26 protein-coding genes and 1 pseudogene are annotated in these 23,845 nt (G+C 46.2%); 16 read left to right on the top strand and 11 right to left on the bottom strand.

What is annotated here, in order from left to right; genetic code table 11:
• Positions 1–569: 569 nt before the first annotated feature.
• Positions 570–2,300: a methyl-accepting chemotaxis protein gene (locus tag FDP13_RS06015; RefSeq protein WP_143839027.1), complete on the top strand. Its 1,731-nt coding sequence runs from the start codon at positions 570–572 to the stop codon at positions 2,298–2,300.
• 37 nt (positions 2,301–2,337) lie between these two features.
• Here the strand turns inward: FDP13_RS06015 and dsrB are convergent, their stop codons facing one another.
• Positions 2,338–2,538, bottom strand: coding sequence for a protein DsrB (gene dsrB, locus FDP13_RS06010; RefSeq protein WP_012769260.1), 201 nt, complete (start codon positions 2,536–2,538; stop codon positions 2,338–2,340).
• A 634-nt stretch (positions 2,539–3,172) separates the two neighbouring features.
• Between dsrB and FDP13_RS06000 the strand changes: the two genes are divergently transcribed.
• From FDP13_RS06000 to FDP13_RS05990, 3 genes are all read left to right on the top strand, one after another.
• A complete protein-coding gene (locus FDP13_RS06000; RefSeq protein ID WP_033576329.1) occupies positions 3,173–4,609 on the top strand; it encodes an EmmdR/YeeO family multidrug/toxin efflux MATE transporter in 1,437 nt (478 codons plus the stop codon).
• A 267-nt stretch (positions 4,610–4,876) separates the two neighbouring features.
• A complete protein-coding gene (locus FDP13_RS05995) occupies positions 4,877–5,254 on the top strand; it encodes a cytochrome b562 (protein WP_012769257.1) in 378 nt (125 codons plus the stop codon).
• A gap of 587 nt (positions 5,255–5,841) precedes the next feature.
• Positions 5,842–7,122, top strand: coding sequence for a cellulase family glycosylhydrolase (locus FDP13_RS05990; protein ID WP_143839026.1), 1,281 nt, complete (start codon positions 5,842–5,844; stop codon positions 7,120–7,122).
• A 70-nt stretch (positions 7,123–7,192) separates the two neighbouring features.
• Here FDP13_RS05990 and pelL read toward each other — a convergent pair whose 3' ends face one another.
• On the bottom strand, positions 7,193–8,470 hold the full coding sequence (gene pelL, locus FDP13_RS05985) for a pectate lyase PelL (protein WP_143839025.1): 1,278 nt from the start codon (positions 8,468–8,470) through the stop codon (positions 7,193–7,195).
• 623 nt (positions 8,471–9,093) lie between these two features.
• Between pelL and FDP13_RS05980 the strand changes: the two genes are divergently transcribed.
• From FDP13_RS05980 to lysC, 4 genes are read left to right on the top strand one after another with little or no spacing between them, the layout of a single operon-like run.
• The gene (locus FDP13_RS05980; protein ID WP_143839024.1) at positions 9,094–9,405 is read left to right on the top strand and encodes a phage holin family protein; all 312 of its coding nucleotides are present in this window, start codon (positions 9,094–9,096) and stop codon (positions 9,403–9,405) included.
• Positions 9,395–9,886, top strand: coding sequence for a glycoside hydrolase family protein (locus FDP13_RS05975; protein WP_143839023.1), 492 nt, complete (start codon positions 9,395–9,397; stop codon positions 9,884–9,886). Before FDP13_RS05980 ends, FDP13_RS05975 begins: the two co-directional genes overlap by 11 nt.
• Positions 9,883–10,323: an Rz-like lysis system protein LysB gene (lysB, locus tag FDP13_RS05970; RefSeq protein ID WP_143839022.1), complete on the top strand. Its 441-nt coding sequence runs from the start codon at positions 9,883–9,885 to the stop codon at positions 10,321–10,323. Before FDP13_RS05975 ends, lysB begins: the two co-directional genes overlap by 4 nt.
• Positions 10,205–10,477, top strand: coding sequence for an Rz1-like lysis system protein LysC (gene lysC, locus FDP13_RS21770; protein WP_231578094.1), 273 nt, complete (start codon positions 10,205–10,207; stop codon positions 10,475–10,477). The genes lysB and lysC overlap by 119 nt, the downstream gene beginning before the upstream one ends.
• A gap of 745 nt (positions 10,478–11,222) precedes the next feature.
• Here the strand turns inward: lysC and FDP13_RS05965 are convergent.
• The 9 genes and pseudogenes from FDP13_RS05965 to FDP13_RS05925 form a co-directional block, all read right to left on the bottom strand.
• Positions 11,223–11,789, bottom strand: coding sequence for a hypothetical protein (locus tag FDP13_RS05965; RefSeq protein ID WP_143839021.1), 567 nt, complete (start codon positions 11,787–11,789; stop codon positions 11,223–11,225).
• Between the two features lie 5 nt (positions 11,790–11,794).
• Complete coding sequence (locus tag FDP13_RS05960; protein ID WP_143839020.1) at positions 11,795–12,484, bottom strand: HNH endonuclease; 690 nt, start codon at positions 12,482–12,484, stop codon at positions 11,795–11,797.
• Between the two features lies 1 nt (position 12,485).
• The gene (locus FDP13_RS05955; RefSeq protein ID WP_143839019.1) at positions 12,486–13,496 is read right to left on the bottom strand and encodes a tyrosine-type recombinase/integrase; all 1,011 of its coding nucleotides are present in this window, start codon (positions 13,494–13,496) and stop codon (positions 12,486–12,488) included.
• Between the two features lie 86 nt (positions 13,497–13,582).
• Positions 13,583–14,338, bottom strand: a complete 756-nt coding sequence (locus FDP13_RS05950; RefSeq protein WP_143839018.1) for a BRO family protein — start codon at positions 14,336–14,338, stop codon at positions 13,583–13,585.
• Between the two features lie 21 nt (positions 14,339–14,359).
• Positions 14,360–14,980: an NADAR family protein gene (locus tag FDP13_RS05945; protein ID WP_143839017.1), complete on the bottom strand. Its 621-nt coding sequence runs from the start codon at positions 14,978–14,980 to the stop codon at positions 14,360–14,362.
• 12 nt (positions 14,981–14,992) lie between these two features.
• Positions 14,993–16,048: a hypothetical protein gene (locus FDP13_RS05940; protein WP_143839016.1), complete on the bottom strand. Its 1,056-nt coding sequence runs from the start codon at positions 16,046–16,048 to the stop codon at positions 14,993–14,995.
• 168 nt (positions 16,049–16,216) lie between these two features.
• Positions 16,217–16,321: pseudogene (locus FDP13_RS05935) on the bottom strand (hypothetical protein); the annotation flags it as partial.
• 92 nt (positions 16,322–16,413) lie between these two features.
• On the bottom strand, positions 16,414–16,821 hold the full coding sequence (locus FDP13_RS05930) for a hypothetical protein (RefSeq protein ID WP_143839014.1): 408 nt from the start codon (positions 16,819–16,821) through the stop codon (positions 16,414–16,416).
• A gap of 36 nt (positions 16,822–16,857) precedes the next feature.
• Positions 16,858–17,445, bottom strand: coding sequence for a phage repressor protein CI (locus tag FDP13_RS05925; RefSeq protein ID WP_234424387.1), 588 nt, complete (start codon positions 17,443–17,445; stop codon positions 16,858–16,860).
• Positions 17,446–17,561: 116 nt separating this feature from the next.
• On the opposite strand from FDP13_RS05925, the gene FDP13_RS05920 reads away from it, so the two are divergent.
• The 8 genes from FDP13_RS05920 (at position 17,562) to FDP13_RS05880 (ending at position 23,751) form a co-directional block, all read left to right on the top strand.
• On the top strand, positions 17,562–17,777 hold the full coding sequence (locus FDP13_RS05920; protein ID WP_143839012.1) for a DNA-binding protein: 216 nt from the start codon (positions 17,562–17,564) through the stop codon (positions 17,775–17,777).
• 44 nt (positions 17,778–17,821) lie between these two features.
• Positions 17,822–18,328, top strand: coding sequence for a phage regulatory CII family protein (locus tag FDP13_RS05915; RefSeq protein WP_143839011.1), 507 nt, complete (start codon positions 17,822–17,824; stop codon positions 18,326–18,328).
• Positions 18,329–18,595: 267 nt separating this feature from the next.
• Complete coding sequence (locus FDP13_RS05910; protein ID WP_143839010.1) at positions 18,596–19,105, top strand: replication protein B; 510 nt, start codon at positions 18,596–18,598, stop codon at positions 19,103–19,105.
• Between the two features lie 69 nt (positions 19,106–19,174).
• A complete protein-coding gene (locus FDP13_RS05905) occupies positions 19,175–19,423 on the top strand; it encodes a DUF2732 family protein (protein ID WP_143839009.1) in 249 nt (82 codons plus the stop codon).
• Positions 19,416–19,640 (top strand): TraR/DksA C4-type zinc finger protein, encoded by a 225-nt coding sequence (locus FDP13_RS05900; RefSeq protein ID WP_143839008.1) that lies wholly within the window; start codon positions 19,416–19,418, stop codon positions 19,638–19,640. The genes FDP13_RS05905 and FDP13_RS05900 overlap by 8 nt, the downstream gene beginning before the upstream one ends.
• Before the next feature lie 100 nt (positions 19,641–19,740).
• Positions 19,741–21,999: a replication endonuclease gene (locus FDP13_RS05895; RefSeq protein WP_143839007.1), complete on the top strand. Its 2,259-nt coding sequence runs from the start codon at positions 19,741–19,743 to the stop codon at positions 21,997–21,999.
• A gap of 81 nt (positions 22,000–22,080) precedes the next feature.
• Complete coding sequence (locus FDP13_RS05890) at positions 22,081–22,269, top strand: hypothetical protein (RefSeq protein WP_143839006.1); 189 nt, start codon at positions 22,081–22,083, stop codon at positions 22,267–22,269.
• Between the two features lie 915 nt (positions 22,270–23,184).
• The gene (locus FDP13_RS05880) at positions 23,185–23,751 is read left to right on the top strand and encodes a hypothetical protein (RefSeq protein ID WP_143839004.1); all 567 of its coding nucleotides are present in this window, start codon (positions 23,185–23,187) and stop codon (positions 23,749–23,751) included.
• Positions 23,752–23,845: the final 94 nt, after the last annotated feature.

The following is a 23,845-nucleotide window of genomic DNA, read 5'->3' as shown; positions in this document are numbered from 1 at the left end:
CACTGATTTTTGCTCTGCAGTGAAATTTTCCTGAACACAATATACTCACAACAGAAGAAAAAAACTCTCTACACACCTTCTTTCTTTAGAATATAAAAACAATGCATTGATTTAAAAAGAAAAAAATATATCGCCTATCTGCCGGAACGAATTCAAAAATCGTAACCACTTTGCTTTACATTAAAATTTCTAATCTTATAACATATGTTATTATTTTTTTAGTATGTTTTATATCCACATTCAGAAACACAGGCACTATTTTTATGCCGAATGTTGAGTATTTGACCCCGACCAAAATCTGGTTTTGTCCAGGTAAGCTATCTGAGATAGTCAAGTACATTCCAGAATATTGCATAAAAAACAGACAGAACCTAATGTCACAATACCAACAGATTCGTGATCGACATCGCATTGAAATCCATGAATGTTTCACATTATATGACGACGTTGAATTATGTTGGTATTTTGAAAACGGATCACCACACAGCTGTTTCCAGAAACAAAAGCACCCAAACTACACCTGCGAGTAGTACGGTTGATGTACATATATTTTTCCTGAAAATGAGCGAATGGATATGAAAATGATGTCAAAGTCTGAACAACAGGGTAAAACCGGCATACTGGGCAATCTTGGACTGGTGCCGTTATTTGTCATCATTCTGGGCGGCATCATGCTGTTGTTCGCCCTGGCTATCGGTACTGCCAGCTATTTCCTGGTGCGCGCCAATCAAAGTCTGGACTATGTTACTCAGGAAATTGACGTCCGCCTCGGTCTGTCAAACAGCTCTAACCACCTCAGAACAGCACGTTTGTTGATTATCCAGGCGGGTGCTGCAGTGCGTGTTGGAGATACGGATGTTTTCAATAACAACCTGAAGCAGGCAGAACAACGTATTGCCTCATCGAAAGACGCCTTTCAAGTCTATGAAAACCGAAGCGTTAAGACCGATATGGATTTAGCGCTCGAACCAGAACTGAACAAAGCCTATAACGAGTACGTCGAAAAAGGCATCATGCCGATGCTTAAAGCGGCAAAAGATGGCTATTTCGAAGAAATACTGACGCATGAAGCGGAAGAAGTGCGTGTACTGGATGAGGCTTATAATAAACCGCTGCTGAAAGCCATCGCTTTTCGTACTGAGCGCGCCAAAGCGCTTAATAACAATGCCCAACATCAGGCAATGCTGGGTTACATCCTGATGGCAGTGAGCTTCGCCATTGCTATCGTGATGACATTACTGACCTTCTTATTCTTGCGAGGTACGCTGATTAAACCGATGCACCGCCTGGTACAACGCATTCAACGTATTGCACAAGGCGATTTGACCCAGCCCAACGAAGCCTATGGCAAAAACGAAATCGGCATACTGGGACAAAACATCCAACAGATGCAGGCATCGCTGGTGCACACCGTTTCTACCGTGCGTGACAGCGCCGATTCCATTTATCAGGGCACAACCGAAATCACTGCCGGTAACAGCGATTTGTCCTCCCGAACCGAGCAGCAGGCGGCAGCCATCGAACAGACGGCAGCCAGCATGGAACAGTTGACCGCAACCGTCAAACAGAACTCCGACAATGCTCACAATGCCAGCCAATTGGCGTCGAACGCCTCAGGCAAGGCAAAACAAGGGGGCGAGATCGTCGAGAATGTTGTTCATACCATGAATAGTATTTCCGGTAGTTCGCGAAAAATTTCTGAAATTACAAACGTGATCAACAGCATCGCTTTCCAGACTAACATTCTGGCGCTGAATGCTGCGGTAGAAGCCGCTCGTGCCGGAGAGCAAGGCCGAGGGTTTGCAGTCGTTGCAGGTGAGGTGCGGAGTCTAGCGCAACGCAGCGCACAGGCGGCAAAAGAGATTGAAGGTTTGATCTCGGAATCCGTTTCACTGGTTCACAGCGGCTCGGAATTGGTCGATAAGGCAGGCCAGACGATGCACGAAATTGTTCAGGCTGTGAGCAATGTGACGGATATTATGAATGAAATCGCCTCCGCTTCCGATGAGCAAAGCCGTGGTATCACCCAGGTCGGACAGGCAATTTCCGAAATGGATAGCGTAACCCAGCAGAACGCAGCACTGGTACAACAGGCTTCTGCCGCCGCCGCATCGCTCGAAGAGCAGGCTATGGTGCTAACCCGTGCAGTATCTGCGTTTAAACTCGCTAATCACCTTCAGGATACCGCCCCCACCACCGCTTCCATCATGTCGAAGCCGTTGTTGGCCACATCTGGCACTGCTCGCTTAAAAGCGCCTTCCGGAGCGAAACCGGGCAGTGATAATTGGGAAACGTTCTAATCAAGGTAGCCGATACGGGCAACCGTATCGGCGTCTTTTATTTATCAGCAATCCGACGCGGCTCGACAAAAACGCCCTCACGGCTGTTAAGCTCATTAAAGAACCAGATCCCTTCAGGATAGTTATCCAAAGCAATGAGATACATCGTTCCCTCCTGAAAAGGCTCTACCGCCAGAATGACGCCTTCTCTGCGTACTTCGCCATCCGTTTTTACCGTTACCACGTCATTCACGTTCACTCGATCACCTTTTCGTATCAGCACTACCGTCAAAGAAATTTAATCCAACCCACCGATGGTATTTATCAAACTCCGGAGTATAGACAAAACACAATTAATTCCCCTGCGGATCACGATAATCAGCACCTTAATAATCAGGAGCATAGTACGGCCGAAGCCCTGGCTCTCCATCATCATAACCTCTCAGCGAGGTACGTGAGGATTTCGAGTACTCCCCAGACCCAAAATGTATCCAGGTAAAGCAATAAGCTATGCGCATGGCAGCCCACTCTGGTGACAACATTATCCTTATTTTTATCTGCAGACAGCCCTGGCACATCACCGCTGAATTACTGCCGTGGATAGATGAATATATCGCCACGCGCACTTAAAACACCGTTTCATCTAAATTGCCTTTTTTCTGATATCAGCCAATCCCATCTAGCCGCCATACTTTTATAATCACAGACGTGAATAGTTATATGGACATGTAATCCGGCCGCAATCTGTGTGATGTAACGCAACCCCACGTTATCCACGGCACACCTGTCCTGACTATTACACCTTTTTTAACCCATCATCCTGCCATGCGCTCCGGATGAAAGAGGCTCGGGATATCGCCCAACAGCCTGCCAGTAATAAGAAGACAAGTAATATGATTCTAAATACAGCCAAACAGCTGTTAAGCACACTAAAAAGCTCTGCCTGGTACAGAAAACGACATTCCAATCGGGTCTTGCTGTGGCGGGAAATCACACCGTTGGCGGTTCCTATTTTTATTGAGGGATTGTGTGTGGTGCTGATGGGGATATTCAGCACCTTTCTGGTCAGTTGGTTAGGTAAAGAAGCCATGGCGGCTGTTGGGCTGGCGGATAGCTTCAATATGCTGATCATCGCGTTTTTTACCGCCGTTGCATTAGGAACCGCTGTCGTAGTAGCTTTCAGTCTGGGTCAACGCAATCGTAAGCAAGCCCGCCAGGCCGCGCGCCAATCCATCTCATTATTAGTCCTAATTTCCTTGTTATTAGTCGTTCTAGTTGAAATCGCAGGTCAGGCTATCATTGATCTGATTGCCGGTAGCGCAGAGCCAGCCGTGAAGTCACTGGCGCTGACCTTCCTGCGTTTGACCGTGTGGGGCTATCCCGCTTTGGCTATCACGCTGGTAGGGTGCGGCGCATTACGCGGCGCCGGTAATACTCGCTTGCCGATGATTATCAATATCGGCATGAATATCCTGAATATTCTGTTCAGCGGCGTCTTGATTTACGGCGTTGGTTCATGGCCCGGATTCGGCTTTATTGGCGCAGGCCTGGGGATCACCCTTTCCCGCTATCTGGGGGCACTTTGCGTCGTGCTCGCCCTGACAAAAGGCTTCAATGGCGCATTACGTATCCCATTCCTGAGTTATTTCGCCCCTTTTACTACGGCAATTCTCTATGAGGTGCTCAGTATCGGCATCCCGGCCAGCATCGAATCGGTTATGTTTAATGTTGGAAAACTAATCACTCAGCGCTTTGTCGCCGGAATGGGAACCGAGGTGATCGCCGGTAATTTCATCGCTTTTTCGATTGTTGCGCTGATTAACCTTCCGGGTAATGCCTTGGGTTCGACGTCGACGATTATTGTGGGTTCCCGTCTGGGCAAAGGGCAACGCATACAGCCGGAACGGCAACTAAAATATATTTTCTGGCTTTCCAATATTGGCTTATGTGCTTTGGCGCTACTTTCCATACCCACGGCCGGGCTGCTGGCATCACTGTATACCAATGAACCGGATGTGATTACTGTTGTTAAACAGTTGCTCTGGCTAAATGCGTTGTTCATGCCGATATGGGCCGCATCCTGGGTGTTGCCTGCCGGCTTGAAGGGAGCCAAAGATGCCAGCTATACCATGTGGGTAGCGCTGGCCGGTATGTGGGGATGTCGGGTGATCGTCGGATATATTTTGGGCATCATGCTGGGTTTCGGCGTACTGGGTGTCTGGATGGGAATGTTTTTTGACTGGATAGTTCGAGGCATACTATTTTATCGTCGTATGATTAGCGGCAAATGGCTATGGCGTTATCAACCAAAAACCAAATCGAATCCATAAAAATGCCAAATCGAATCCATAAAAATGAAAGTACAGGCGGTGCATTCATAACACCGTCTTTGGTCCTCCCATTAATTTCATACAAACAGAGATCATTTATCATATCTAATGAGTTAGCTGAAAATAATCCCCTTATCATGTTGTTTTAATAATTATCATTCCCACTCGGCATAAAATCCATTTGACCATCCATATTGGGTCGTGAATACTGCCGAAAACTAATAAGGGTATAAACCCCGCCATCCGGCTAACTAACAGGAGTGAGCAATGAAAAAAGCAATTATGGCTATCAGTCTGGCAATCGCGGCATCAGCTGTAACGCTGCCGTTCACCAGTCAGGCTGCAGTCAAAGACGAAATGGGCGCAATGGCAAAAAGCTACAAGAGCGCCTCAGGTGCTACCGATGCCGCCACGCTAAAAGCGGATCTGCTGAACCTGAAAGCCCATGCTACTAAGGCTAAAGCCGATCCGGAATTCGCTAATAGCCCGAACAGTAAAGTCTTTAATGAGGGGCTGGATAAGCTGCTTAAACAAATTGATGCTGCCATCGCACTGGTTGACGCTGGAAAACTGCCGGAAGCCAAAGCCGCCACAGATGAGTTGAAGAAGACCCGTGCCGAGTATCACAAAAAACTCGGTGTGTAACTCACGATAACCATTGCAGCAGTGTGAAATGAGCACTGCTGTTTTTTTGCTTATGAACAATGAATTATATACCCGTCATACTTCAAGTTGCAGGTGTATTGGCTGAATTACTCAGCCTGCAAATGACTCTTGCCCTTCGGCCGCTGCTTGCAATTCGAATTATTTTGGGTATAAAGCCACACGGCATACCTTTTATCTGCTGATTCTTTTCAAATAGAACACTCACGGGAAATGCATTCGGCATCCATCCTGAATCATAAAAATGATGGAATATCAAATTTATACTCATCCATCTTTTCATTGTGACATGATTTAATTTCCTTTTATTGTAATCCATTGGAAATGACTACATTATTTTTACAACAAGAATGTGATTTCACGCATTAAGATACATCCTATAAAAGAAAACAACGCATTGAAAAATCCGAGAATGAGAAAATCATCTGGATATCATGAAAGAAATACACTATAAAATAGAACGTCTCTCATAACATAGATGTATTGTGATATTAGTGAGAGCGTCAGAGAACAGGATGATATTAAATATACATTCTGTTTATATAACGATATGAAATGGAGATTCATTTATGCCTATTTTTGATCTGGACAAGAAAAACACCTCCAATAAAAAACACTACTCTTCACGTAAAAGCCTGTATTTTTCCGGTATTTTCTTAGGATTAAGTATTACCTGTCTCTCCGGTAGTGCCTGGGCCAGCGTTGACCCCCTTTCCGTCAGCGGTAATAAAATCTATGCGGGCGAAAAAGCTCAGAGCTTCGCCGGCAATAGCCTATTCTGGAGTAATAATGGCTGGGGTGGTGAGAAATTCTATACTGCCGATACGGTTGCCTCACTAAAAAAAGACTGGGGTTCCAGTATTGTTCGTGCGGCGATGGGGGTACAAGACGCCGGTGGTTATCTCCAGGACCCAGCCGGCAACAAAGCTAAAGTTGAAAAAGTTGTGGATGCGGCTATCGCCAACGACATGTATGTGATTATTGACTGGCATTCACACTCAGCAGAAAATAACCGTAACGAAGCGATTAGCTTCTTCCAGGAAATGGCCAGAAAGTATGGCAAAAATCCTAATGTTATTTATGAAATCTACAATGAGCCACTTCAGGTTTCATGGAGTAACACAATCAAACCTTATGCAGAAGCAGTTATTTCCGCTATCAGGGCGATTGATCCGGATAATCTCATTATTGTCGGCACCCCCAGTTGGTCACAAAACGTAGACGAAGCCTCACGAGATCCAATCAACGCCAAAAATATTGCCTATACATTACACTTCTATGCCGGAACACATGGCGAGTCGTTACGCAATAAAGCCCGCCAGGCGCTAAATAATGGTATCGCTCTCTTTGTTACCGAGTGGGGAGCAGTCAATGCCGATGGTAATGGTGGGGTAAATCAAACAGAAACGGATGCCTGGGTAACATTTATGAAGGATAACAATATCAGCAACGCTAACTGGGCGTTGAATGATAAAAATGAAGGGGCATCTACTTATTATCCTGATTCCAAAAACCTTACCGAGTCGGGCAAGAAAGTAAAATCGATCATTCAAAATTGGCCTTATAAAATCAACGGCACATCCAGTACCACAACTGAACCATCAACCGAACCCACACCAACGCCTACCACAGACGAGCCGGTGACGACGGATGAGCCGGCAACAACCAACTGTTCGAATACCAATGTGTATCCCAATTGGGTCAGTAAGGACTGGGCTGGTGGGCAACCAAATCATAATGAAGCGGGTCAATCGATCGTCTACAAAGGCAATCTCTATACTGCAAACTGGTACACGACCTCTACCCCTGGCAGCGACTCCTCATGGACGTTGGTCGGTAGCTGCAATTGATTGTCGATTAGTTTGAACTCACATAAAACAGGGCTGCATATTGCAGCCCTGATGCATAATATCCAATGACTTAATTACGCTCAAACGCACCTAAATCCGGTGCACTACCTGAATAACTGATAGTGCTCTCCTTCGTACCGGCATTAATCAGCTTTGAATTAGCCGACAAGCGAAACAGCGCAGTTTCAGGCAATGTCCCGTCATTATCACGTGATATCGTAGCCAGTGAGGTATCCAGGCTGACAAAATCAGATGCGGAGGCCGCAGGGCCGGTGTCCCATGAGTTAGACTTCGCATCTGCATTATTAACAGTCGCCGCGCCGGACAGAGAAACGTTATTACGGAAGTAGTGCTTCTGACCTGATTTCACATTACTGCCGAAGCCATAGTTAATACCATTCTTGTATGACGTATTATTTACTACCGTCACACCACCGGCATTATTATTCTGATCAAAGCCTTTACTCACATTGCCAAATGCAACGGAGCGTGTAATCTGGTGGTTACCAACTGCTTGATTCCCACCTAATTTAAACCCATTGCCGTTACCTGCGAACGAACTATCATTAAAATAGTTGATACCATTGCGAAAAGCCCAACTGTTCTCAATGACGACTTTCTGCGGGCTGTCAAATAAGTCAAAACCGTCATCGGAGTTTTCCCATGCCCGGCATCCGACAAAGCGGTTACCTGGGCCTTGTTTTTGTTTCGGCCCAAAACCATCAGCCATGCTGCCATTTTTTTTAGGATCATAATTACGATAAGCATCGGAGTTAATTACCGTGTTATATGAACCACCATTATTGATTTCAAGGCCAGTGTTACGGTTATGGTGAAACGCCGTATTCTCAAAGGTATTATGGCTACCCGTTACATAGGCTCCCTGGTAGCCGGCACGAGTGACTTCAATGCCTTTAAAATACCAATAATCCCCCGTCACATAGAAACCGTATGATGCCTGAACCCATTGGCTGTCCGGGAATGAAAAATCAAAGACTGCACGACCGCAATTTGCTGCCGCCACATAAATCGGCGAGCCCTCTTTCCCCGATTTATTAAAGGTTAGGGTATTCCCTTTACCCTGCGTATAAGGAATAGTATATGTGCCTGGCTTAAGTAGAATCAGTTCTCCAGGGTTAGCTGCCGCCATAGCCGCAGTGAAACTCATTGGAGAATTAAAACTATTCCCGTTATTACTGCTGCTGCCATTCGGCGCAACGTAGTAAATACGTTTAGTACTGATCCCGCTGGTAAGATCCGAACTGCAATCCGCAGCCAGAACAGATGTACTATTGACTAAGAAAAACGCTGCCAACCCGGTACTGATAAAACAATTTAAATATTTCATCTCTTACCTCATGATATTGTAAAATTTATCTATCCATCGGCCCCAAGATGCGCACGCCGGAAAATGTCGCCAGAAAAACAAGCGGCGACTCAACCAACCTCACAGCAATAGCAACATTGATGATGAGCGTGAGTCAATCTGGCAGACTTAATCAACCAAGCTGTCGAGGTAAAATTACATTAGAAGAGAGTCGCGCTCCTTCGACTGTCCTTGAACAGAGGCTGTTTTAAATACATTGCATCCTGCATATTGAGGTGAGGCCAGTATACTATGTTTAGGCGACATGAATACGGATGAAGTATCATTTGTATTATGAAAAAAAAGAAACTTATACCATGAAAAAATAAAATAATGACATAAATAATCATCAGCACATCAATACAAGATATTTACAACTCTCTTAAATAAAAATTACATTATTTGAATATGAATTCAAAAATGAGAAATCACACCAACCCGCAATCTTCTGTTTGCTGATAACTGAGCCATCACCTATCGCTGCCATCACCACGCGCCAGCTGGTTTAATGACGGGCATATACCACGAGACGACACGTAAAAAAACACGCTGTTATCTCCATCTTTTTATTTCCCCGCTTCAAAACCAAAGACTGGACACACCACATGAATGAAACTGATAAAAGCATCGTCTCCCTATTTATCATCGGCACACTGATTGCCGCCGGTAAAGTACTGGCGAGTAGCGAACCCATCACACTTCGACTGTTCGTCGGCCGTGTGATGCTGGGTGGGTTTGTCTCAATGATGGCCGGTATCGCACTGGTTCAATTTCCTGACCTGTCGCCCGTCGCTATCAATGGTATCGGCGCCGCACTCGGCATCGCAGGTTATCAGACTATTGAACTGCTCATCCAACGTCGTGTGCGGCAACTGGATAAACAAGCCAAATCGGAGAAAAACGACGATGCTCAATAATTCCCCCAACCTGATTGCATTTCTGGACATGCTGGCTTTTTCCGAAGGCACCGCAACGCACCCTTTAACCCGTAACCGCGGTTACGACGTCATTGTGACGGGCATTGATGGTAAACCGGAGATTTTCATCGACTATCATGATCATCCGTTCGCTAATGGTCGCCCAGGGAAAATCTTCAACAAACAAGGGCAACGCTCCACCGCAGCCGGGCGCTATCAACAGCTCTATCGTTATTGGCCGGCATACAAAACACAGTTAAAACTGCAGGATTTCGGCCCTGATTCTCAAGACACACTGGCTATTCAGTTGATCAGAGAACGAAATGCACTGGAAGACATTAGGCAAGGCCGCATTGCCAGCGCCATTAACCGATGCAATAACATCTGGGCCTCATTACCGGGCGCAGGTTATGGCCAACGCGAGCACAATACAGCGCGCCTGCTCGATATATATCAACAAGCAGGCGGAGAGCTGGCATGAAAAGCGGCATGATTATCGCTGCCATCATAATGCTACTTATCGTCGGCGTCGGTGTGCAGTCCTGGCGGCTGCACGCCACCCATCAACTGGCAGAGCAGCAAGCGCAAACCCTGTCGCTACAGCAAACGGCGTTAAATGAAAAATCAACTCAACTGAAAACGCTGACTGAACAAGCTGAACGCAACAACGTTGAGCAAGCACGTCTACGCGACATGGCCGCCGATACCCAGGCAGCACTCTCCGAACGGCAGAAAATAGTAGCGAGATTACAACATGAAAATGAAACGCTTAAACGCTGGGCTGATACTGATCTGCCTGCTGACATTATCCGGCTGCGTCAGCGCCCCGCCCTCTCCGGTGGCCGTGCTTACCGTGAATGGCTGTCCCAGACTGACTCCTTGCCGGTTTCCAACCGCCAACCCGCAAACCAACGGTGAACTCAACGCCCTGTTGGACGAAACCGAAGCGGCATTAGCAATGTGTGCCGACCAGGTGGACATGGTTATCGATTGTCAGGCAAAAAGCAGTGCCACTGATTCCACTGTTGACGTACCGCCCGGCCAATTAGCCAGGCCATCAAAAGAAGAGTGATGGAGTCCGCGACTTAAGCCAAGCCGCGGGCGCATTGCTCGGGAGTAAGGGAGCATCCAGCTTGATGGCCGATAATAAATTAATAAACGTCTTCATCCGGCCATTCCAGCTCGGTAATTTCCAAGCTTTTGCCATACGGCAAACGGTTTACAAATCCACTTTCCTGCTCTGACTTCTGGGTAGCTTTCGCTAATCCACTCACCAATGTGTAACTTGCTGATTGTCATTGAAACTATCCCGCTATATAAAACGGAAGTGTAAATGCATATAAAAATAATAGCGCGGCCTTACTTGTTACAATAAGAAGCAGGCGATATCCGGACATATAGCTATCAGTCAAACAGCGTGATGCGACCAAGATATATCGATAGCGCCGGTTACCGATGATTAAAATAAGAAATCAAGATAAGCATATAAAAAGGATATTAGGAAAGGGACTTGCAGGCACAAAAAAACCGCCCGTGGCGGTCATGTTTTTTAATTATTTTCTTATATTACAGGCATTAACGCATGGTGCCCAGAGCGGGACTTGAACCCGCACAGCGCGAACGCCGAGGGATTTTAAAAACCTGTAACGGTATAGACAGATCAATAACTTACTGAAATATCACTGTTTCATCTTTCCGATTATTGGCGATAGCTAACATTAGTCGTGTTTCTGTCGCCACTGAGTATGGCACTCGCTTCCGATGGCGTATCGCTATCAGGCCACCACTCAGAGCTCTGCATATCTAAGCACCATGAATCAGGTGCGATGTCGTTGCCAAACAGTAACATCGCTGGATGTTGCGACCGCAATAAACTCCCCGTTCCAGGAAAAGCCCATGCTGAGAATCTGGTCGCGGAAGATACGGCAGCACCCAGCTTGATGGCCGTTAATAAACGCTGACTTATTCGGCGGGCAAAAATAAACGTCTTCATCAGGCCATTCCGGTGCAGCGACTTCCAGGCTCTCACCATAGCGGTTACATACTGGCAATCCACCACCGCATAACCCAGCAATGGAGATCAGCTCACCATCAAGCGGGCCAATGCCAAGGCAAGTCATATTCAGCGAGTCGTACCAGGAGCCATATTCTTCATAATCTCTGGCTACACGCTCCCCTGTCTGACAGTCGATAACCCCGCGACCATTGGATGAAACGACTAACAGGTGATGAGTCACTTTTGAGAAGCCGATTTCACTCAATCCGCCAACAGCGATTTCCGCGCGTCGCTCCCATCCTTCTGGAGCAAAAACCGTTTCAATGTGGCGGAGCCTATCGGCTACCTCCTCCCGGTTATTCTGCTTTGGTTTAAACCAGCTAAACATGATGGCTATTCCTTAATTAGCCGTGAAAGCGCCTGATACATCCCTTCGCGCAGCACATCTTTATTCACGGCATAATGCAAAGCGCGGTGGCAATTGGGGCATAACGCCACAGCATTTTCTACCGTGTCGGAACCGCCGTCCGCCAAGGGCTTAAGGTGATGCACCTCCAGGTAAGGCCGCCCGTCAGCAAGTTGAAACGGTGCCGGGGAAGCACAGCATTCACAAACGCCGTTCGACTGTTGCAACACATAGGCTTTCACCAGCGGGTCGCGGCTAATAACAGTGGTTTCTCGCACCTTCTGAGCCGGGGCAGCGCTCCCCTGGGGCTTGACCTTCACCCCTTGCTTCAATAACCGGCTAACCTGGGTTTCAAACTGCTGATCGGTCAGTTCGCTGATGGGGTCCAGCTCTTTTATCAACGCTTCAATACGCGGGAACATCTTGGCGCCAACATTGGTAGCGGGCGTTAAACCAGGCAACCAATCACGCCCCAGCTCCTGATAAACGAATGAAATGTTCTGCATCCGGAATTCAAAGGATTTTGCCGTGCGGCCAAAACGCCCGGCCAGATCATCATAAATCGCTTTCTTGGCAAACTTTTCCCCGGCCTGCTGTTTCTGCTTCATTACCACATACGCCGCTACCGAGGCTTTTAATTCCTCATCGCTCCAGCCAACACGCTGCTTTTCTTCCATCTCACATCGTTTCCAAACGGTCATAAGGGTTCAGGGTCACGGCGGCATCCAGGTGATCAGGGGCGAAATGTGCATAGCGCATTGTCATCTGGATTGAGGTATGCCCCAGGATTTCTTTCAACACCAGTATATTACCGCCATTCATCATAAAATGGCTGGCAAAGGTGTGTCGTAAAACGTGGGTTAACTGCCCTTCTGGTAACTCAATGCGCGCCCGTTTTAGCGCCTGGCGAAATGCATCATAGCAAGGGCTGAACAGTGCGCCGCGCCGCCGTGGCAAACGCTGAAATAATGCCTGCGAGATCGGCACTGTGCGATTACGCTTGCCCTTCGTGTTGGTGTAGGTCACACGATACGGCACAACTTGAGATTGCTTTATCCCTTGTGCCTCGCTCCACCGTGCACCGGTGGCAAGGCAGATGCGCACAACGTTACCGAGATCAGGATTATTGGATGCATCGCACTCTGTCAGCAACAAGCGGATATCGTCGTGATACAGGAACGCCAATTCATTCTCGCTTTCTTTGTACTGGCGAACGTCTTCAAGTGGATTCCCGCCTTCCCATTCCCCCAGGCGTTTCAACTCGTTGAATACCGCGCTTAGGTATGCATGTTCCCGGTTGATGGTGGATTCTTTCACCGGCTTATCAAACCGGCCAAACTTGCCACTTAGTCGCTGCTGCCGATAAGCAGCAAAATCAGCCTTGGTAAACAGGTTAGCGATCGGGTCATTCAGGTTTTCACACAGCATCTGCAATTTACGCAGCCGCGCCTCACCGTCTGACAACGAGCGCCCATGCATATCAAACCAGCGTTGCACCAGTTCAGAAAGCGTTTGCCCGGCAACTTCCGCCTGGCTGGTATCGATAGAATATCCCGCCAGTTTCAGCGACCGCTCAAACGCAGCCGCCTCGCCACGGGTGGTGAACTGCTTGCGAACCCGCTTTCCTGCTCTACCTTCTGGGTAGGTTTCACTAATCCACTTGCCGCTGGGTAACTTCCTGATTGCCATTGATACGATCCCGTTGTAAAAAACGGGATAGTCTTACTGTATATAAAAACAGTTATCAATGTTTTTTGACACGATAAATAAATATCTTATTTTCTTTTTACCAATGTTTGCTCGATCGCGTTATTCAAAACATATTTGCTGAATGCTCTATCAAATTTTTTACTTTCTGCTAATTTTTTGCTTTGTATATTTTCTGTTGCACAAATTTTCAAACACCATCCGAAAAACAATTGAAACTCAGACTCACTCAAATCCAATTCAGACACTTCCGCCCATTCGTATATGCTATAAAACTTCTCACCTTCTATTGTAGATGTAATATTCTCCAACCCATCAGAAAGAAGTTTTAATTTATTATCATGCTCTACAAATTTTTCTTTTATCTCCCTTTCACTTTGCTCCCTTGTTTCAATTTCACAAAGTAATAACTTCACTAACTTTTTAATCTCTGAGTCATTGTTTTTCTCAGGGGGAGGATATGTCCCATATTTCTGTATGGAGGGTAAGACTTCATGAAGCACCCATTTTTGGAACTTCCTACAAGCTGGACTACTGTCTCTAAGAATCACCCGAAAAAGACCTGCTTGAGTTACATACGATTCGTTGACATTATTATCAATGACACTATATAACTCATCTGATTCTAATGCCTGGGCATGTGCGGTAAGTAATCCGTTAAAAGCTCTAGCCTGAGAGCTAGGATTTATCGCTCTATTCTCTGCTGCTATAGTCCTCACCACATCAGACAGTGAAAAGAGTATTTCGTCCCCTCTATTTATCGTTCTTATTTCACTTTTTCCCGCTGTACTTTCATAATATAACGCAACTTTTCCAATATTCATCACCCTCACCTAATCAGTTAATTAAAAACCGTCCATGTTAATTTGATGATTACCTATGATTTTTTCTTCAACTTCAAAAGTTGAACCTAAAAAGCTCAAGTTATCAACTTTGGGAAAAGGTATTGAATTAAAGGCACCCTGACCCTTTTCGTTCAAAACTCGGCGAAGCTCCATTAATATTCTCCCCAATACATTCCCACCTTGCAAAGTATCTTTCGATGTTGGCACTGCCCCCCAAAAATTATCTTTTTCAGAATATTCAACGATATCTAATCCATTGCTTTTTATTAACTCTTTAGAAAAGGAATCAATATTCTGAGATAGTTTTAGGCATACGCACCACTTCATTATAATTACGCGAATAGCCATCCAGTCTTTTCTGGTTTTATCTATATGGGGAATGCATATTCTTTTTGCATACAGTGCATTAGGTTGTTCAATTATCAATTTTTGTATTTCGGGATAATCCGTAAACCTACAACATTGATATAATGCCTCACTTGATTTGAAAGTAATGCCATTAATAACAATAGGGTAATTAGATGCCATATTAGAGAACCCCCCCCATTTTTCATTTGTTTTATGAAAAACGGCCGAATTACTTCTTGAATATGTTCTTACTAATTCCCTATCAATCATCATATTAAACTCCGATTAAAAAAAATCAAAAATTTCACTTTTCCTTTTATATACCTTTCTCGGTAGCAATGGATACCAGGTATTCTCATCTTTCCCTCCCCACCAAAAAGCCAATGGGGCATTATTAGGACAATTTCGGTATGTGAATATCGTACCACCAAACCCATGCCCAGGAAAGATACTATACCCTAAAGGTCTAAATGTGGGCTGCCTATCATGACATCTTGATAAAATCCGGCAACCTGACTCATACAAAATACGCTCATAACGTTCTCTCACCTCTGACTCACAATTAAATGTTTTAGATTTAACATGAAAATCCCTGTATATTATTTTGGATTTTTTATTATTTTCTCTTATATACCTCTCTTCAGAGAGGATATAATCATTTATTTCCTCGCTGTCTGTTATAGTATGCATAGGCCAAAAATTCTCAGATGAATTTTTATTTCCTGGAGAGTTCTCAAAAGAAAGTAAATTATCCTTCTTCCATATAATTAGGTTGAAATTTCTACACCCTGATATTGATTTAAGATTTTCATATAATTTATACTTGCCATAGGAATAATACCCAAACAATAGTATATCCAAATGAAAATTATTTTTATTTTTTGTATCAAGCCATTCTTTTATGTCCTTTTCAATTCTATTCCCACTAAATAAAAAATCATCTACATATATATAGTGGTTTTTCTCCATATCGTTTACTGCAACAGTGACACCATATTTAATATCAACAATCCCCCTCAAAATCTCATTCATTTCATTCTGGCTATTACCATCTTTCTGGATAGAAAGAAGCGAGACATCAGACCAAAAATTTCGGTAGGAATCTCTTGTGAACTTATCACTTTCAGAAGCACACCCCAGAAATTTCTTATACTTTTCCTTATTAAAATAATTCTTACTGAATAGATTTACTGTCTGCTCTAAAACAAACTCCCTGTCAATATCATTAAATTGCTCAACCCAGCATTTGACATGGTCATTATTCATATGATAATCAAACTCAGAGTCATCTTTCCTATAATCAAAAATAATAGATACTACCTTCTCAATTAATTCATCCATAAACCCCTCGAATAGAATAAAAATCATGCTTTGTGTAGAAATCAAATATCACTATATTTATAAATAAAAATCGTTCATTACTTACTTTACGGTCATATCACTAGTACAAGCATTACCTTCTTTCTAAAAGATAGTTGCCTAATAACAAAGGAACCAGGATGTTTTGTATTACCCACATTTTTTCTTAGACTTACTAATCGAGCCATCATTACAAACAAAATGCCCATCAGCAGTACAATGAGACACACCGCCCTTTGATTGTGAGCAGGGTGTGTTCTTAGCAAATCCAGGCATAGCAAATAAGGAAATGCTCAGTGTTAGTGAAATGACTAACTTAGATTTATTCAAGCTCATAAAATCTCCTATTAAAGTCTAATCTTCTTTCGAGATTCAATAAATTGATATGAATCGCCAGATGGCATGTCAAAACATTTTTTATTACCACCATAAAAAACAACACTAAATGATTGATATAAGTTTATGACCTCGATTTTTTCAAAAGGAGTATCATCCCATATATCAGGATATTTCTTCGTCACTGAACATACGGCTTTAATTATCTGATAGAATCTTTTGTTATTGACTTTATCACTATCGAGCATTATCACTAAGGCCCCATCATCTACAGCAACTTCATCCATTTCAAATTCATTAAACCCTATCGATTCAAACTCATCGAGAAGCTCATCAGGTGCGGCATACTTCTCCGCATACGAAAGAGCAGGAAGGAGTGATAAGGAAAATAATACTAAGAAAAAGGCATTCGCCTTCATAATTATTAACATCCATTTATATAATTAGCGAGATAATCAACTACCCCGCTCAAACGTAATAACCACCAGTGCAACGCCTTTTACATCGTCTATTGAGCATTCGAATTTGGTGGCATTCCCAGAGATCTGGAGCCGATTGCCGGGGATACGGGCGACGTCATACACATCAACATCACCGTCAATATCTAATAACCAGCGGCCATTACTCACTTGTGTTACGGCCATATCAGCGATCCAGGCATTATTCCCTTTCTCAATGAAGGCAGGTTCAGAAACAGAATCATCAAGAAGTGTGCTATCAACGCTCCACTTTCCAGCATCGGTTAATTTGCCGCCGACAATCCTGATCTTTTTCAAAGAGATAGTATCGTTATTAATACTATTTTCTGTGGGCTTTGCAAGAGTTGGCCGCATGTCCCCAACCCCCATAGCAAGCCACTCTAACGAGGTTCCGGTTTCCAGAGCACATCTAATGACCACTTCGCCGGGAAAGTAATTCCTTTTTATCCAAGTGCTTACAGTCCCATTTCCCACATCAAGATGATCATGTAACTGCTTCTGAGTTGTGAAGCCGTAAGCTCTCAAAATTCGCTGTACTACTTCTTTCCCACCGTCAAATCGCATAGATAACATTTTCCACTTTTACGCATTGACAGATATCATTTTTGATTTTATCTTGGCGACATATAACAAATGATATCTAACAGTAACTATCATTAGCTAACAGAACAGAATGCCTTATGGACAAGCCACTTTCAATTACTCTGGCAACCCCTTATGTCACGCTAAAGGAGTTTTCACGCCTTACCGGAGTGCCAATGAGCACCTGCTATGACTGGGTTCACCAGGGGAAACTGCCTATCCGAGAGAAAACGGATAAGAACGAGCGGATATTGGTCAATCTTATCGCACTGACGAAAGAAGCCGATTTGCTTTCACGTCTTCCGGCCCTGTAATTCAAATTTGTGAATTTATTATCGATTGAGTGAGAAATTTGACCATGTTTGACTATCAGACCGCTAAACAGCCGCTCTTTGATGATGCGTGCCGCAAATTCGCCAACCAGCAGAACCTGGCAGACGTTGCACGCGCCGTAAACATACGCCCGCAGATGCTGCGCAACAAACTGAACCCAGAGCAGCCGCACAAGCTCACTTGTGAAGAACTGCTGGCAATCACCGACGCCACCGAAGACGCCACCTTGTTAGATGGTCTGTTGGCACAACTGAAATGTATGCCTGCGGTTCCCATGAATGAGGCCAACGCTGAACGCATCACTACCTATGTATTGCAGGCAACAGCCGCTATGGGTGCCGTTGCGGCGGAAAGCGTGTCTACCGAACGCATGAGCCAAAGCCGCCGCCATGCGTTTATCAGCAGCATTAACTCCGGCATCAAGTATCTGTCGCTGGTTGGCCTGTCACTACAAACACGTATCCAGTCAAACCCGGCGTTGGTCTCCACCGTAGACGCCATCAGCGGGATCGGCGCATCGCTGAATATCTGAATAACAACACCAGGGAAACCACGCGCCGGGCGTGGTGAAACATCCCGGCACCTATTCGCAACCGCCTGAATACGGGCGGTTACTAATAGGAGGAAACATGTACAAGCCAATATCGATCGCGCCTTTCCTCTGGCATCACCAGACAGAAAGCCGCACTCCCGCTGATATCCGTCACGGGAAAGGTAAGCCGGGCATCATTATTCGGCCCGATGGCCGCCGCTGGACACCACCCAAAGGTACGTTTAAGGATTTACTCAGGAGGGCATCATGAATCAGCAATACGCTTTTACCACTGGGCACCTGCAAACCATGCCGGCCAGCCTGCGGACATTGATTGGCAAGCACTTTGCCGGTAGCCGGTGGCATCAATCCTGTGATTTCTATAACCACTTTTCAGAGCGCTACCGGGTAACGGTCTGCTTTCATACAGGGCTAAACCGTGCGATGGCGGTTTATCAACTGGAAGAGATGGAACAGGAGGTTTGCGAGCGGGTTATTTGTGCGCTGGATGAATTGCGTAAAGCCTTTGCCAAATACCGCAAGCATGAAATCGGCGACAGTGCTTTTATAAAGCGCTTATCAATTGGCGAACGCCGGACGTTATTTTTTCACGCCGGACTGACGGCAACGGAATTTAATCAGCCTATCTGGCGTATCGAAAGTGAAAATTGCCATTGGCGAACGCCACTGATTCGAGCATTGCAAGAATTACTCAGCGCCTTTGACGATGCACCGGCGATATTAACCAGCGTTAAACCCGAAATTTATACCCGTTAATCCCAGCCCGAAAAATTAAGGCGCTTAACCGCGTCGGGCTTTCTATTACCTAAAAACAAGGAATACAACATGTTAACCATTGGTGATGCATACCATCAGCGGCTGCTTGAAGAAAGCCGGCAACACACGTTGACCCAGGCTATCAACCAGGCCCGTCTGGAAGAAAAAGCCCATGCAGCCACGCTTTTTTCAAGCCGTTTAGACCGGTTGGCCGCACACGCTCAAAAAGAAAACATGAGCAGCGCGGAAATCATTGAACTGTTACGGCAGGAAGCCGACCGCTTCCAGAATCAGGTCGGAGAGCAGATTGATGGCTGACCATATCGATATTTCTCAAGAACAGCAGGAAACACTGCTGGCTGCGCAAATTCAAAAAGCGCGGATGACACCGGGCATGGCATCACAGCACACTTGCGAAGACTGCAACGCGCCGATCCCCGAAGCGCGTCGTATCGCTGTGCAGGGTGTGTGCTGCTGCGTCACCTGCCAGGAAATCCGTGAACTGAAACAGCAGCACTACCGGGGAGCGTTATGATTTACGCCTTCCCCGTCATCGCATTAGGCAGCGGCTTACTCGCAGGGGCCGCTGCCTGCCGCTTGCTCATGGTGATTATGGATTGGCGGGATCACCGCGCATGAGCACACCTCGGCCAAAACAAGCCAACTCACCTCACATGCAACCAAGCAAGGTAAAAACGCCGGAATCATTCATCGGCGTTTATCCCTGGAATGCGCCCCGCCCCGCTATTGGCCCCGATGAAAGAGCGCTTACCCGTGATGAACTCCATCAGGGGCAAGCGGTTTTATCACGCCTTCATACCCTGCCCCGTTTTCTCGCGGCCAAGTTTCGCACTCGGTTTGAGTTCCTGAAAAAGAATCAGGGGCTGCACTCGGCTTTCCGCTATCTGGTGCTGACTGTTGAGCGCCGGCTGTGGCCGCGGATTGACGCCATCAACCAACGCCACGGCATTAACCAGCATCGGGCGCTGGATGAGTTCGACAGTTTCCGTTACCTGCCGGATATGAGCGACGCTTCGCTGAAAAAATTTGCTCGTCGCGTTGCCCGTCAGGTGAGCCAGGCTTATGAGGTGCTCAGCGATGGCTATCTGGCTGAACACGGGCCGGATAACTCGGTGTTGTTTACTGATACCGCACAACACGAGCTATACGGCAAAATCGCCGGAATGAGCCGCACCTTTAACGTGCGCCCGTTGTACTGGCGGAAATATCGCAAAGGCAAGCTGACCATGCGCGATGCTTTTTCCGCGTTATCCCGCCTGTGCAATGAGGAATGGTGGGAGCGCCAATTGAAAGCCCAGCGTGCTCGCTGGCGTGAAGCGTTCCTAATTGCGATCGGCGACGTCAACAAAGATATCTCGCCTTATGCCAGCGCTCAGGCAATACGCGACGTGCGCGCCCGCCGCCTGGCGAACCTCGATTTTCTGAAAAGTTGCGAGGTGGAGAACACCACCACCGGGGAACGCTTCGACCTGATAGACAAAGTGATGGCGAGCATATCCAACCCGGAGATCCGCCGCATGGAGCTGATGAGCACCATTGCAGGTATTGAACGCTACGCCGGTCAGCAAGGCCACGTCGGCATGTTCGTGACAATCACTACGCCTTCCAAGTATCACCCTACTCGCATCATCGGTAAGGCCCGCCGTGTTCAGTTCAACCGAAGCTGGGACAAAGAAGCCTTCACCCCGAAAGACGGCCAGCGCTATCTGGTGCGAGTGTGGAGCCTGATGCGTACCGCCTTTAAGGATAACGATCTGCAGGTTTATGGTATGCGCGTGGTTGAACCTCACCACGATGGCACACCGCACTGGCATATGATGCTGTTTTGCCGCAAAGAGCAACGCCAGCACATTATCGACATCATGCGCCGTTATGCCTTGAAAGAGGATGGAGGCGAACCGGGCGCATGGGAAAACCGCTTTGACTGTAAGCATCTGAACAAAGGCGGCGCGGCCGGGTATATCGCTAAGTACATCGCCAAAAATATTGATGGCTACGCACTGGATGGCGAACTGGACAAAGACACCGGCAAGCCGCTGAAAGACACCGCAGCCGCGGTAATGGCCTGGGCGGCCACTTGGAGGATCCCACAATTCCACCCTATCGGTATTCCGACAATGGGCGCTTATCGAGAGTGCCGGCGCATCCGTGATTGCTCGTTGGCCGAACAGTTTGATGAGCAGGTGGAGGCCGTCCGTGCCGCCGCTGACATCGGCGATTTTGCCGCCTACATCGGTGCCCAAGGCGGCGCCAATGTCCCCCGCGACCAGCAAACGCTACGGGTCGCCCGGACTGTCGCCGCCAATCTCAACGCCTACGATGAAGAAGTGCAGAAGGTGATCGGGATTTTCTCGCCGCGTTATGGTTTTTCCCACGTATTTACCACCCGCGCCGACGAATGGCGCATTGTTCCCAAAGCCATTGACGTTGGGGCTTTGCCCTTAAAAAGCGGCTCTGCCGCGCCTCGGAGTCCTGTCAATAACTGTGGGTGGGCAGATTGGGCGCCGGGGGAAAATCGCATTATTGAGGTGGGGAATCGGGCTTCTGACGGGCTTTCTGACCCGCTTCCGGTGCTTTTTAACTGGAACGATAGTGAGCTTGTCGCATCGCTGGCTGCGTTTGCCAGGGCGCACACGCCACGACATCGCACATTACAACAGCCCATTCCTCCCTCAACGGACATCCCGCGCACGCCGTCTGCCCGGTTGAGCATGGCACAACGCCAGCAACTGGCCCGATTGCAAACGGAACTACAGCAAAAAGGCATCCAGACCAGCCGCCAGGAACGGGAAGCACTGCTAAGAGGGGCAACGTTACGGATTGATGGTGAAGAGATCCGTTATCAGCCGCCGGACGACGGCTGGGAGTGGTGAGAGTAAAGACTTCACTTTTAACCTATTGACGACAATTACATTTTGTAAAATACTGTATATAATTACAGTAAAGAGGAAGATATGGATACCTTAGAACACGCACAGCTTGCACTGGCCCGGGTGCAATTTATCGCTGAGATAGCGTTAACGGCTGACTGCGATAAAAAAGACCTGCAAATGGCCCTTGCTACTATTTCTCACCTGGTTGATGTGCTTCTGAAAGAACACGATCAACATCAGATCCCCAGCCCTATAGGCACGAAAAATTAACAGGAAAGTCCAGCGTTTCCCCATAGCTGGCACAACACGATTAAAGTGCAATTGAGTGCATGGAACTGCATGATTAGTAGCACCCACTAAGATTAAAACAAAGCCCGCTCGGCTGCGCTCCAGACAGGATCATGCAGGTGCATGAAAACCACTACGCAAAGCGGGCAGGCGCGGCGGGGCCACGATTGCGCGCTTAGATATAACGATGGTCGGATTTCTTGGTTTTGGATAGATTGCTAAGTTAGCAATGGAACTTAAATATTGAATACCACTCAAAACACCAGAGATTGCTAGGTGGGGAACGAACCTTTAGTGCTTTATTGACACCGATGGCACTAGATGTTGTGGACGTTTTTTCTTTAGCCATCAATATGGATAATATAGGTTGATTTTTTCATCAATTTAAGTGATCAGTATGTGAGGATACATACTAAAATTTAATGTGTTTAGATGTATCAGGCTTTACTGTCACAAGTTACAAGTTGTAGAATCTTCGCCCACTTTCATGTACCGCGGCTGGATGATAAATGGGGAAGGCTAAAAAGGGACCGGGGAGACCTCAATCGCAGCTCACGTGGGCGCAGGCTTGGCGTGATGTGATGAATAAGGCTATCTCTTCAGGGCAGATAGTACCAACGTCAATAGCTATAGTTTTAATGATCGCTTTTTGGCGGATGCCTGAGTCAGAGTTAAGTCCGTTAATGAATCGAATATTAGACGGGCTTTCCAATCGTGAACTACTGGGTTGGATCTTACTTGGCTTAGCGTTGTGTGTGTGGTCGTGGCATTCATCTGTGATGCGTCGTCGTTTCAGTGCGGAAGTGAATCGTATTGGAAAAGAAAAAACGAGGCACCAACAGGCCAATACTACACAGCCTCTTGGTTCTAGTGAGTAGTTGTACTTAAGGAGAGTTTATGCTGACAGTGCTATTTTATGTGCTGTTGGGGCTAGCAGCGGCACATTTCGTATATGAAAGAATCTTATTGCCATCAGTTAGGTTACATTATAGAAATCAGCTATTTGAGTTAAGAGATCGTGTTAGAGATGTAATGATTTCTAACAAATCAGCAGCTGACAATCAGGCAGCTACTCTTGTTCATGATGCTTTGAACAATGCAATAAATAGATTGCATATGATGACTTTGCATAACCGTTACAAAGCACAGCGTTATATGGATGCAAATCCGAACATCAGGGCGAGAATTAAGAAAGAAATTGCTTTATTTGAGAAATGTAACAATCAGGTTATCAATGACACGATACGGCAATCAGCTGATATCTTAAATAAAGTTTTATTATTCAATAGTTTAATGTTGATAATGTATTTGCTTCCTATAGCATTAGTTGTTTTTGCTGTAGCGAAACTCATTAGAACTGCTAATTCTATGTTAACTGTTTTTCGCCTGGTTAAAAGTAGAAGTCCACTTGAAGATGCCGTTTTACTTCTACCAGACCAGCAAGTACTAAAAGTTGTTGTTTGATAAAAAACCGCCACTATGGCTAACACCGATCGGTTAAGCAAATGATCGGTTGAACGATCCAGTGGGTAGACGACAATAGCCTCATCATTTTTTG

Origin of the sequence: Dickeya sp. ws52 (assembly GCF_007210685.1) — a bacterium.
GTDB classification, from domain to species: Bacteria; Pseudomonadota; Gammaproteobacteria; order Enterobacterales; family Enterobacteriaceae; genus Dickeya; species Dickeya chrysanthemi.
This window is presented reverse-complemented; position numbering and strand designations above follow the sequence as displayed.